This window comes from Noviherbaspirillum aerium (genome assembly GCF_008929045.1).
Classification (GTDB): domain Bacteria; phylum Pseudomonadota; class Gammaproteobacteria; order Burkholderiales; family Burkholderiaceae_D; genus Noviherbaspirillum; species Noviherbaspirillum aerium.
In genome coordinates this window covers 32,677-44,711 of the sequence record NZ_VFAH01000030.1, presented here as the reverse complement: position 1 = coordinate 44,711, position 12,035 = coordinate 32,677, and the positions used below count along the sequence as shown (strand labels likewise).

At 65.7% G+C, this 12,035-nt stretch carries 9 protein-coding genes; 3 read left to right on the top strand and 6 right to left on the bottom strand.

Going from position 1 to position 12,035, the window contains the following annotated elements; all coding sequences use genetic code 11:
* Positions 1-59: 59 nt before the first annotated feature.
* From FH061_RS26390 to FH061_RS26370, 5 genes are all read right to left on the bottom strand, one after another.
* Positions 60-314, bottom strand: coding sequence for a hypothetical protein (locus FH061_RS26390; protein ID WP_151638816.1), 255 nt, complete (start codon positions 312-314; stop codon positions 60-62).
* 289 nt (positions 315-603) lie between these two features.
* Positions 604-1,200, bottom strand: coding sequence for a hemerythrin domain-containing protein (locus FH061_RS26385; protein WP_151638815.1), 597 nt, complete (start codon positions 1,198-1,200; stop codon positions 604-606).
* Between the two features lie 165 nt (positions 1,201-1,365).
* Positions 1,366-4,305: an Hsp70 family protein gene (locus FH061_RS26380; RefSeq protein WP_151638814.1), complete on the bottom strand. Its 2,940-nt coding sequence runs from the start codon at positions 4,303-4,305 to the stop codon at positions 1,366-1,368.
* Between the two features lie 22 nt (positions 4,306-4,327).
* A complete protein-coding gene (locus tag FH061_RS26375; protein ID WP_151638813.1) occupies positions 4,328-6,175 on the bottom strand; it encodes an Hsp70 family protein in 1,848 nt (615 codons plus the stop codon).
* Positions 6,172-6,774 carry a DUF2760 domain-containing protein gene (locus FH061_RS26370; RefSeq protein ID WP_151638812.1) on the bottom strand — a complete coding sequence of 201 codons (603 nt, stop codon included), beginning with the start codon at positions 6,772-6,774 and terminating at the stop codon, positions 6,172-6,174. Before FH061_RS26370 ends, FH061_RS26375 begins: the two co-directional genes overlap by 4 nt.
* A 729-nt stretch (positions 6,775-7,503) precedes the next feature.
* On the opposite strand from FH061_RS26370, the gene FH061_RS26365 reads away from it, so the two are divergent.
* Positions 7,504-9,231 carry a methyl-accepting chemotaxis protein gene (locus tag FH061_RS26365; RefSeq protein WP_151638811.1) on the top strand — a complete coding sequence of 576 codons (1,728 nt, stop codon included), beginning with the start codon at positions 7,504-7,506 and terminating at the stop codon, positions 9,229-9,231.
* A gap of 110 nt (positions 9,232-9,341) precedes the next feature.
* On the top strand, positions 9,342-10,082 hold the full coding sequence (locus FH061_RS26360; RefSeq protein ID WP_151638810.1) for a sulfite exporter TauE/SafE family protein: 741 nt from the start codon (positions 9,342-9,344) through the stop codon (positions 10,080-10,082).
* 110 nt (positions 10,083-10,192) lie between these two features.
* On the opposite strand, the gene FH061_RS26355 is transcribed toward FH061_RS26360, so the two are convergent.
* Positions 10,193-11,035: a class I SAM-dependent methyltransferase gene (locus tag FH061_RS26355; RefSeq protein WP_225984903.1), complete on the bottom strand. Its 843-nt coding sequence runs from the start codon at positions 11,033-11,035 to the stop codon at positions 10,193-10,195.
* Positions 11,036-11,247: 212 nt separating this feature from the next.
* On the opposite strand from FH061_RS26355, the gene FH061_RS26350 reads away from it, so the two are divergent.
* Positions 11,248-11,964 carry a winged helix-turn-helix transcriptional regulator gene (locus FH061_RS26350; protein WP_151638809.1) on the top strand — a complete coding sequence of 239 codons (717 nt, stop codon included), beginning with the start codon at positions 11,248-11,250 and terminating at the stop codon, positions 11,962-11,964.
* Positions 11,965-12,035: the final 71 nt, after the last annotated feature.

The window sequence follows — 12,035 nt, the reverse complement described above, 5'->3', positions numbered from 1 at the left end:
CATCAATGTGACGCGTCGACCTGCCTGGCCCTGCGCGATCCGCACCCGGGGAGCGCAGTTCAGGCGCTGCCCGGCAGCTTGCCTTGCGCTGCCGCCTGAGCCGACGCGACGTCATCCGTGCCGACGTCGGCCGAGGCTTTCAATGGATTCAGCGGCTTCAGCGGCTTCAGCGGCTTCAGTGGCTTCAGCGACAGCCACTGCCGCAGCGTCTGGTAGGCGGCGATCAGCACCGCCCCTGCATAGATGCAGAGTACAACGAACGTGCACCGAATCCATAGAACCACGGCAGACATGTTTTCTTCTAATTCGCTCATGGTACGCCCTCCATAGGTATCCCTGATTCAGACTCTACTCCCGGCAATGGGTAAAACATTGAGAGGAAGCAAAGGACTGGCGGCAACCTGGCGCACGCGAATGACGCCATGTCGGCTTGTATCGCTCCCGGGTCGTGGCATCACGAAGGAGAGCGATGGCTTTTCAATTGCCAGGCATGGTGTGGCAGTTCACAAGCCCGAGGCAGGGCAGCGAAAAACGGATGGCGAGCGCCACGCCGCCATCCGAAAAAGACGCGGTCTCACGTGACGTCATGACCCCGCTTGGGTATTACATTGCGGGGCCGACCCCAACCGGCGGCGGCGCGATGTTGACAATCAGCGAGAACAGCTGCTGCATGCCTGCCTCATGCCGGCTTCCCGCCAGCGGATTCTTCTCTTCGGCGAAGGCGGCATCCAGCTCCCGCCAATCGTCCTCGCTCAATACCTTCAGGGCGACGGCAAGAATGGTCTGCTCCTCCAGCCGCATGTGCGCCTTGTAGAAATCGGCGTACTGTTCGGCCATCAACGCAAAGGCGTCGAACGCCGCAGCGCCTTCCAGCTCAAAGCGGTTCAGCGCATGTTCCAGGTCGAGCACCAGGCGGTCGCCGAGCGCGTGCTGCGCTTCCAGTTCAATCATGGCGTCGTCGGCCTCCCTGGTGCGCTTGCGAATCATCGGAAACAGGAAGCGGTCTTCCTTGGGATGGTGAACGCGCTCGGGATACTCGTGGATATAGAACAGCATGGCCCGCAATACCTTCAGGTCGGGCGCCTTCCCGCTCTCGCCGATGGCACGGATGATCTGCAGCATGCCTTGAAGGACTGCGCTGAGAACGTCGTGGTCGTGCTGGATGATGTTGACCGCCGGATGGGATGAGCGCAAACGCATGGTGAACCTGCCTGTCGTGGATGATGAGATGGGAATGCGCTTCCTTGCGGCGGGCTGGGCACGCGGCTTGGGGGCGACACGGTAGGCAGATGCTATTGGGGCGCCCCCTTGAAATCCTTGACCTCAATCAAATTTCTCCGGATCGCGGGCTGAACGGCATTTCGGTCAGGCGATCAGCTTCAGCCCCGGCGGCAGCGAGTCGCCGAGGAATCCGCGCTGGCCGGCTTCGTCGAGCTCGATCTTCTGTTCCACCATCGTCACCCATGCCGCCGGTGCGCCGGACAGCTTCAGGCGCTGCGCGACACGCCCGCGCATGTCCTCCGGCAGGTCGCGGCTGCGGTCATCGGTGGCGCGGGCGATGTGGGCGGCGGCCAGCGCCGCTCCTTCGGTGCGCTTCCAGTCGAGTGCCAGCAGTCTTTCCAGCCAGGGAAGAGCGGTGGCGGGCGGGACCACGTCGTTGGCATTGCCGTAGAAGGGATGGCGCGCGCCGATGCGGGCAAGTGTCCAGAGGACCAGGCTGTCGGCGGGCGCGGCGGCGCCGCGCTGGACCGGCGCCGATTTATCCAGCAGGCCGAGCAGCCAGCCGCCGATCTCCGCCTTGTAGTTCGCCGGAATGCGTTCCAGCGAACCGGCCAGGCGCAGCATGTCGTCGTAGCCGGCGATGACGAGATGCGGCGGCCGGTCCCGCAGTGCGGCCTCGTCTTCCTGCACATTGAAGGCAAAATCGTCCAGCAGGCGCAGCTGCCTGGCATTGTCCAGCCCGCCGGCGACGCGCCGCCACATGGTCCACCATTCCGTTGCGACCTGGCTCTCCTTCACATGCTGGATGCCGGTCTCGAAGACGGCCCAGAGCTGGTCGATCCTCCAGTCGTCGAGCGGATAGCCGAAGCCCGGGCGCAGGCAATAGCCGGCCAGGTTCAGCCAGACGCGTTCATGATCGGCGGAACGGCGCCGCGCGCGGGCGCGCTGCAGCAGCGCATCGAACAGCTTGCGCAGCACCGGCGTGCTCCACTGCTCGCGCCCGCCGATCAGTTTTTCCAGCTGGGCGCGCAATTGCCTGACTTCCTTCGGCGGCAGTTTTTGCGCACGGGCGCCGAAGATGCGATCGATACGCTCCAGCGCTTCGCCGAGGCGGGCCGGCAAGGCGTCGCCGCCAGCCGACGTCGACGCGGCTTGTCCCGGTTCGACGCCGGATGCCTGCTGGCCGTCACGCAGCTGGAACTCGAGCAGCCAGCGCTGGCGGGCATCCTCGGTGCTGACGCAGTGCATTTCCAGCGTGCCGACCTCGGTCAGCGCGGTGGCAAGCCGCACCGGCACCTCCGGCTTCGCGCCCGCCCTGGCCGGCAGCACGGTGGCGATCGGCGGCAGGGGCACGAGATCGGCGGGTGCAAGTTCGACCAGCTCGCCGGGAAGCGGAGCCCGGTTGCCGGCGTCCACCGTGGACGACATCAGGTGAAAGCGCACCGGCCGGCCGAGACGCAGTGCGAAGATGCGGTCTTCGAGCAGGAGTTCGCGCCCCTGTTCGCTGCCCTTGGGAAGAATGCAGACGGCGCGCAGCGGGCGTTGGGAATCGGGCTCGTGCTGCTCATCGGCGCCGCCTTGCGCAGCCGCCGCTCGCGGCGCGGAAGATGCCCTGGCGCGTTCATCGAGCATCAGGAAATAGGAGCGCGGCGAGCCGCCGCCGATGCGCGGCGCCAGGCCTTCCCGCGCGAGCGAGTAGGCGACGGCGCCGCGCGCGACCGCGACATCCGGGTTGTCGTTGTGCAGCAGATGCAGGGGCTGCCCGCGCCAGCGGCCAAGCGCATCCCGCAGCCGCGAGGCAAGGGCCGGCGCACGGAACACGCCGCCGTTGAGCAGCAGGGTATCGGGGATCGCCGGCGCATTGGCTCCGGCATCCGCATCCTCATGGGCAGGCAGGCCGAGGGCTTCGCGCGAGGCGGCGGCAAACTGCGCGAGGAAGGCGGCGAGATGGCGGGTGACGGCGGGATCGCTCGCATAGGGCAGGCCGAATTCAACGATGCCGCTGCGCCGCTGCTGCACCGGTTCATCGGCGGCAACTAGGGGAAAGAAACCGTCGACCACGATGCGTTCGGCTTCCTCGCGCGTCAGTTCGACGCTGCGCGATCCGCCGATCAGGCGCGAGCCGGCGCCGAGCAGCGTGACCGCCACCTTGTCCGGCGCCTCCGATGCAAGCAGCTGTTCCTTGGCGCCGCGGCAGCGTTCCAGCAGTTGCGACAGCTCGGTGGCGGACAGACGGCGCTGGCCGCCGTTTCCACTGTCGCCGCCCTGCATGCGGCTTTCGGCCAGATGCGCCAGCACCAGGTCCATGTTGTCGCCGCCCAGCATCAGGTGCTTGCCAACGCCGATGCGCGTGAGCTGCGGCTGGCCGTCCTGCAGTTCCACCCGGATCAGGCTGAGGTCGGTAGTGCCGCCGCCGACATCGCAGACCAGTACCAGGCGGGTCTGGGCCAGTTCCTGCGCCAGGCTGCCGCGATGGCGGAAGACCCAGTCGTAGAAGGCGGCCTGCGGTTCTTCCAGCAGGCGCAGCTGCGGCAGGCCGGCTTGCGCCGCTGCGCGTACGGTGAGGGCGCGTGCGCTTTCGTCGAAAGACGCGGGCACTGTCAGGATGATGTCCTGGCGCTCCAGCGGCGCGTCGGGAAAGCGCAGGTTCCAGGCGGCGTGCACATGGGCCAGGTAGCTGGCGCTGGCGTCCACCGGCGACACCTTGAGGACATCGTCGCCGGCGCCCCAGGGCAGGATGGGCGCAAGCCGGTCGACCGCCGCATGCGACAGCCAGCTCTTGGCGCTGGCCACCAGCCGTCCGGGTACCTGGGCGCCCAGCCTGCGCGCCAGGGCGCCGACAATGACAGGCGCGCCCTGCGATGCCTGATCCTGCCCGGTCCACGGCAGCTGCAGATCGCCCGGCGCCAGTTCGCCGGGCGCGGCATGGTAGCGCAGCGAAGGCAGCAGCAGCGCCGCCCTGACTTCGCCGGGGGCGCTCAGCTGCTCGATATCGAACAGGCGGATGTCATGGCTGCCGTGTTCCGCATAGGCGACGACGGTATTGGTGGTGCCGAGATCGATGCCGACCCTGTAGCGTTTCATCGCATCCTGTGTTGAAGTCGCTTCAGGATTGCGCCTGGCCGCGCACGTCGAACTCCACCTTCCAGCGCTCGCTGCCGTTGCGCGGCACCGCCGACAGTTCCAGCGTGCCGGCTTCGGTTACCTTCGCCTGCAGCCTCACCTGTACCACTTCACCCGGCTGGCGGCCTTCGGTCGGCAGCATCGACTGGATCTCTTCGAGTTCCTGCAGCTCGTCGGGCTGCCAGAAATCGAGCATGGTGCCGATCTGGTCCTGGCGCCGCGTGGAAGAACCGAAGAAGCGGAAATGCACCGGCTCGCCGACCACCAGGCCGAATTCCTCGGTCTGCAGTTCGGCCTCGGTGCCTTCCTCCATGCCAAAGGGCGCGATGCACAGCGCCTGGATCGGCGGCTCCATGCCGGGAATGGCGGGCATCGAGGATTCGACGCCGACATAGAAGGCGCGTGCCGTGCCGCCGCGGATGCGCACGCCGCTGCCGCGCCGCACATAGCCGTAGTAGGCCGCGCCGCGCGCCACGGCCAGGTCGAGGTCGGCGCCGGTGAGCAGGCGGGCCGGCTCGGCGTTCTCGGCGGCGAGCCAGCCGTTGATGGTGGCCAGGGTGCGTTCGGCGAGGATGCCTGACTTGAACACGCCGCCGTTGAACAGCACGGCGGTCGGATGGAGGAAGGAGGCATCGGTGCGAACCCGGCCTGCGAAGTCGGGCAGCTCCGACAGCGCGGAGGTCTGGCGCGCCAGGAAGGCGGCGAGATGGCGGGTGACGGCCGCGTCCTGGGCGAAGGGCAGGCCGAGCTGGGTCAGCGCCGCGCGCGTACGCGTCGCCGGGCGGGCCGAGGCATCGACCTGCGGGAAGAAGCCTTCCAGGATGACCGAGGTGACTTCCTCGCGGGTGAGTTCGGTGCGGATGGAACCGCCGATCAGTTTCGAGCCGCGGCTGGGCACGACGATGGGCACGTTCTGCGCGCCGGCATCCGACAGCAGGCTTTCCTTGGCCGAGCGGCAGGCATAGGTCAGCGCCCGCATCTGCCAGGGATCGAGCTGGGTGCCCGCGGCGGACAGCTTGCGCGCCACCACGTGGGCCAGCGTCAGGTCCATGTTGTCGCCGCCGAGCAGGATGTGGTCGCCCACCGCCACCCGGTGCAGTTCCAGGTTGCCTTCACGCTCCAGCACCGCGATCAGCGAAAAGTCGCTGGTGCCGCCGCCGACGTCGACCACCAGGATGATGTCGCCTGGCCTGACCTGCTTGCGCCACTGGCCCTGGCTGTTCTGGATCCAGCTGTAGAGCGCCGACTGCGGCTCTTCCAGCAGCGTCAGCGACTGGTAGCCGGCGGTGCGCGCCGCTTCGGCGGTCAGTTCGCGCGCCGCCGGATCGAAGGAGGCGGGAATGGTGACGGTAACGTCCTGCATTTCGAAGGGCGCGTCCGGATGCGCATGGTTCCATGCGGCCTTGAGGTGTTCGAGATAGCGCACCGAAGCTTCCAGCGGCGACACCCGCGTCACTTCCGGCGGCGCATCGCCGGGCAGGATGGCGGCGCGGCGGTCGACGCCGGGATGGCAGAGCCAGCTCTTGGCGCTGGACACCAGGCGGATCGGCGTGGTGGCGCCGCGTCCGCGGGCCAGTTCGCCGACCACATAGGGCAGGTCGCCGCTCCAGGGCAGGGTGCGCTCGCCCGGCGCCAGTTCATCGCCATGCGGCAGGTAGAGGAAGGACGGCAGCAGCGGCTGCGCCTCCACCGCGCCGGGCGCCGTCAGCTGCGGCACTTCCAGCACGCCATGAATGGTCTTGTCGCCGTCGCTGGCGCCCATGTCGGTATAGGCGAGCGCCGAATGGGTGGTGCCGAGATCGATGCCGATCGAATAACGGGCGGTGCTCATAGCTCCACCTCCGCCGGCGCCAGCACCGAGGCGTCATGGCTTTCCGCCAGCTTCGGCAGGCGCACGTCGGTGGCGCGCCAGCCGCGGTGGGTCAGGGTGCCGCGGAAGGGCGCGCTGCCGACCACGTTGCCGGTGAGGCGGATGGCGGCGGCATCGAAGCCTTCCTGCAGCGTCACCGTGCTGCCCTCATTGTCTTCGCGCACCGGCGCGATGGTGAAATGCTCGTTCAATACCTTGCGGCAACCCTCGTGCACCACGCGCGCGGCGGCGCCGATCTCGGCGTCCGAATAATTGGCCAGGTTTTCCTGCGTGAAGTCGATCAGGCGCGCATCCCGCTGCAGCAGGCTCAGCAGCAGCAGCGCGGCATCGGAGGAGGCTTCCTTCAAGGGCGGCGGCGCGGGTTCCGGCTGCTTCTCGGGTTCGGGCGGGGTAGGAGCGGCAGCGGTGTCGGCGGCTTCGGGCTCCCTGCTCAGCGTATTGATGCGGGAGGCGAAATCGATATCCGAAAAGGTACGGAAAAAAGCGCCGAACGCCAGCGGAATCCTGCGGAGGAAGGACGGCTTCGCAGTGGTCGCCTGGCCGGGCGTTGAGTCGTTCATGTATTGCTCCTGTTCTCATGATGGATTCGAGCGGACATGCGCGGTCCCTGACCGGCCGCGCAGCGGCTGCGTTGCGATATTGCGATATCGCTCCCGCAGGGCGGCGGCATGCTGTCACGTGCTGTGACGTGCTGGCGCGTGTTGTCGAATCCGAAAGGGCTGGATTATGTCAGATTCACATCAAAAACAGATGGTTCGCGAATCCGGCTGGTAATGCAATGCGGAAATGCCCGGGCTCGGCCATGATGTCTTGCGAACAAGCATCCCGGCGCGGCCCGGAGAGACATGGATGACACTTCGTCCACTCCGCGCTGCCGCAATTTTCGCACAAGGGCGCAAAGGCGGCCGCGAGCGAGCTCAATTCCTCGTTGCCGGCCATGCCGAACAGATAACGCAGGCATGCCGTCGGTGGCCATTAACGTTAACGATTCAACCATGTTTAAGGGACTTTTCAGCGCACGGCGTTGTTCCGAGGGCTGTATTACTTACATTGGGGCAATACATAAAGCTATAATCGGAAGCAGATACAACAGCAACTCCCACCCCGTCAGCCCCATCCCCGCCGTCGGTCATCGCGTTGTTCGCATATGAAGCCGTTTGTCGCCCAGGTATAGCGGCAAACATTCCGAATCCGTCATCAGCACGGCTCCCGTTGCGCCTGCATCCACCTGCGCGGCGACTGCCGGCATCGGCTGACGGTGATTCTGTTGATTGACTCACATCGACAATATGAAGATTAAAAACTTGAAAATCGGCGTGCGCCTCGGCGCGGCCTTTGGAGCGGTGCTCGCCCTTACCGCATTAATGACCGGCGTTGGCATAATGGAACTGTCGCGCGTCGCGCAGGCCAAGAACAACATGGTGGAGGCTTCCCAGAAGAGGCAGCTGGCCGAAGAGTGGCTGCGCGGCATCGCCACCAACTCGGTGCGCACCTTTGCCAAGGCGAGAAGCAACGACGCCGACGACCAGCGCTACTTCGAATCCGAAATGACGGCCACCAGCAAGCGGGTCACCGAGATCCAGAAGGAGCTGGAGAAGCTGATTCAGTCCGAAGAAGGCAGGCGCCTGATGGGCAATGTCGGCGACATGCGCAAGACCTATGTCGAAACGCGCGACAATGTCTTCCGGCTCAAGAAGGACAACATGGGCGACGCGGAACTCAAAGCCGTGATCGATGCGAAGATGGTGCCGGCGATGAATGCCTATGTCGAATCCGTGAAAACCGTGCTGGCCTTCCAGGGGAAGGTATTCGACGACGCCAATGCGCGCATCGATGACGTGTATGCCGGCGCGAAATGGATGCTCGGCGCACTTGGCGCGATCGCCATCGCGCTCGGCGCGCTGCTCGCGTGGCTGCTGTCGCGCAGCATCACGCGCCCCTTGCAGGAAGCGGTCGAGATTGCGCAGACCGTGGCTGCCGGCGATCTCACCCGCGACATCAACGCGGGTTCGCAGGATGAAGTCGGGCGCCTGCTCGCTGCATTGAAGCAAATGAATGCCAGCCTGCTGAAGACCGTGCTCGAGGTACGCAACGGCACCGACACGATCGCGACCGCCTCGCACCAGATCGCCGCCGGCAATCTCGACCTCTCTTCCCGCACCGAGCAGCAGGCCAGCTCGCTGGAGGAAACCGCATCCTCCATGGAGGAGCTTGCCGCCACCGTCAGGCAGAACGCCCAGCATGCGCGCCAGGCCAATACGCTGGCCATCGATGCTTCCGGCGCGGCGGCCGAGGGCGGCAGCGTGATCAAACAGGTGGTCGGCACCATGACCGACATCAGCGCATCGGCGAAGCAGATCGTGGACATCATTTCCGTGATCGACGGCATTGCCTTCCAGACCAATATCCTCGCGCTCAATGCCGCTGTCGAAGCGGCACGCGCCGGCGAGCAGGGCCGCGGTTTCGCGGTGGTGGCGGGCGAGGTCCGTACGCTGGCGCAGCGCTCGGCCGCCGCCGCCAAGGAAATCAAGACGCTCATCAATACCTCGGTGGAGCGGGTCGAAACCGGCAACCGCCTGGTGAATGCGGCCGGCGGCAGCATGCAGAACATCGTCGACAGCGTGCGCAAGGTGACCGACATCATGGCGGAAATCAGTGCCGCGAGCCAGGAGCAGACTTCGGGCATCGATCAGATCAACCAGGCGGTCACGCAGATGGATCAGGTCACGCAGCAGAACGCCGCCCTCGTCGAGGAAGCCGCCGCCGCCTCCGAATCGCTGCAGGACCAGGCGGCTAAGCTGGCGCAGGCCGTCAGCACCTTCAAGCTGGGAATGGCGTCCGGCCAGTTGCAGGCGCCCGCGCCGAAGCTGGCCGCAAGTACGGCAAGTTCGATGCAGCCGGCCGTTAAACGAATGGCCGCGCCACAGCGCGCGGCAGCGCCGGCCGCGATTCCCCGGCAGCCGCAGGCCCGCGCCCTTCCCGCGACGAGCAATGGCGATGAGTGGGAAGAGTTCTGAGGTCTCCCGACTTGCCTTGAGGCCGGCATGAACCGCATGGATCGCAGGCAATCCATGCGCCCGGGGAAATTTCGCTATCATTCGCCGCTGTAACGAATTTCCCCATCCTCATGCTCCTCGCCCTTATCTTCGTCGCCGGCCTCTGGGCCGGTCTCCAGAATGCCCTGGCCGGCGGCGGTTCCTTCGTGACGCTGCCGGCGCTGATGCTGACCGGCATGTCTCCGCTGGCGGCCAACATCACCTCCACCGTCGCGCTCTTCCCAGGGCAGATCACCTCCGGACTGGCCGGGCGCAAGCTGGTGACGGGCGCCGGCGCGCTCCCGTTCCGCGCGCTGTTCATCGTCAGCATCCTCGGCGGCGCCGTCGGCGGCCTGCTGCTGCTGAAGACGCCATCCTCGGTCTTCGCGAAACTGGTGCCGTGGCTGGTGCTGTTCGCCACCACCGTATTCGCCTGGGGCAGTTTCTTCCGCAGGCAGGGCGCCGCCAGCGTGCATCTCGGGCCGGTCACGACCGCCTTCGCCCAATTCGCGATCGCCATCTACGGCGGCTATTTCGGCGGCGGCATCGGCTTCCTGATGCTGGCGGCGCTGACCATGGCGGGCCTGCCGACGCGCAATGCCGGCGCCACCAAGAATGTATTGGCCGGCGTGATGAATGCATCGGCCGTGGCGCTGTTCTTCACTTCACCCCATCTGCACTGGCTGGAAGCGATCATTCTCGGCGCCGGCGCCATCATCGGCGGCCTGTGCGGTTCATGGGCGCTGCATCGCGTCAATGAAAAGATCCTGCGCATCGCGGTGGTGTGCATCGGCATCGCGCTGACCATAGGCTTGTTCGTCAGGCCGCTCTGAGAACCCGTGTAGACGGCGGCAAGCGGCCCGGCCATTCATGCTTGTTGTTCCTGTGCCGGGCCCGTTCCGCTTTCCGCTTCCGCTTCGGTTGCGCGGCGCGGTCGCGCGGTTCACTGCCGTATCGCGGTCACATGCAGGTATTCCGCCTGCACTTCCGTGATGTTGCCCTGCGCCCGGTTGCTGGCGCTCCATAACTGCACGAGCTCTTCACGCAGCGCGGCCTGGCCGTCCGGCGCCAGTGCCGCCAGGGCGCGGTTGGTCGGACCGTAGTAGGTAAAGAAGAAATCGACCACCTGTTCGGGTGGAAACGGATAGCGCATCGGATACAGGAATTTCTCGACGCTCACCTGTGCCGTGCCAACTCCCAGCCGGTCCCGCACGATGGCTTCGTCACCCCATTTCATTGGCGACGGCATGAGGGGAGAAGGCGGAACATGACGGCCGATGATCTTGAACATCTGGCCGACATGCCCCTCCGGCGTCCAGTTCGCCATGACGATCCTGCCGCCGGGCCGGCAAACGCGCACCAGTTCCGCCGCCACCTTGTCGGGGCGCGGGGCGAACATCGCGCCGATCAGGCTGACCACGATATCAAACGAGGCATCCTCATACGGAAGCGCTTCCGCATCACCTTCCTCGAAGCTTGCTTCGATGCCTTCCGCCGCCGCGCGCTTGCGCGCCTGCTCTATCAGGTTGGTTGCAATGTCGATGCCAGTGACCTTGATGCCGGCGCGGGCCGCCGGAATGGCGATCTGCCCGGCGCCGCATGCGACATCCAGCATGCGCGTTCCCGGCGTCAGCCGGAGACGATCAAGGAATTCAAGGGCGCCTGGTTCCAGGTACTGCGCGAAGTGACCGTAGTCGCCCGCCATCCATGTCGCTTTCAGGCGGGCCTTGAAGCTTTCCATTTCCGGCGACATTCCCGCGGGCGCTTGTGACGCAATGGTACTCATGTTGAATTCTCCTCAAGACAGATACGCAAAGGTGCAAAAGGGAAAGGATGCATGCCGGATGCCGCCAGGCGTGCGCGGCGTAGAGAAGTGCGAGGCTGGCCGGCCCGGGATGCGAAAGCGGCATGTCGGCAGGGGCAGCGTGCGCTTGACGGAGCATGGTGTCCAGTCCAGAATCTGAAGCGGTTGGCTCGCCTTGAAGCCGGGAGGTTTGCATGGATGAAAGCTACGGCCGGTCCTGCACGTTCGCGCGCGGTGCGGAAGCATTGTGCGAGCGATGGACAACGCTGGTGCTGCGCGAATTGTTATGCGGCAGCAGGCGCTTCAACGATATACATCGCGGCGTGCCGCGCATGTCGACCAGCCTGCTGGCGCAGCGTCTGCGGCATCTGGAAGGCATCGGCGTCCTGCGCCGGGTGCCCACCGGAAAAGCCTGGGAATACCGCCTCACGGAATCCGGCCAGGAACTGGGCCCGATCATCATTGCCATCGCCAAATGGGGCTCGCGCTGGATGAACTACCGCTTTCGGGATGAAGAGCTCGACCCCGGGCTGCTCATGTGGGACATCCGGCGCGTCTTGCGCCTTGAAATGTTTCCGCAAGATCCAGTCGTTATCCAGTTCGTCTTTCATGATGCCCGACCCGGCGAAACGATGTGGTGGCTGGTGGTCGGCGATGGACAGGTCGATCTCTGCCGGGATGAGCCCGGCCGCAAGGCGAACCTGATCGTGTCTTCCACCGTGCGCGCAATGACGGAAATCTGCGTCGGCAACATGAAGCCCGAGGATGCGATTGACGAGCGGCAAATGCGGGTGGAAGGTCCGCCGCGTATCGCACGACATTTCTGGAACTGGCTGGGAACCGGCAGCCGCTCTCCAGGCTGCCGTCGCGCCGACCGGGCTTGCCTGGATCAGCGAGTCGATGCGCATTGATGGGAAGCAGGCGATCCGCGTCCACGATACGGGCATGTCGTATTCGAAAGCCCTGCGGCATTGCTTATTGA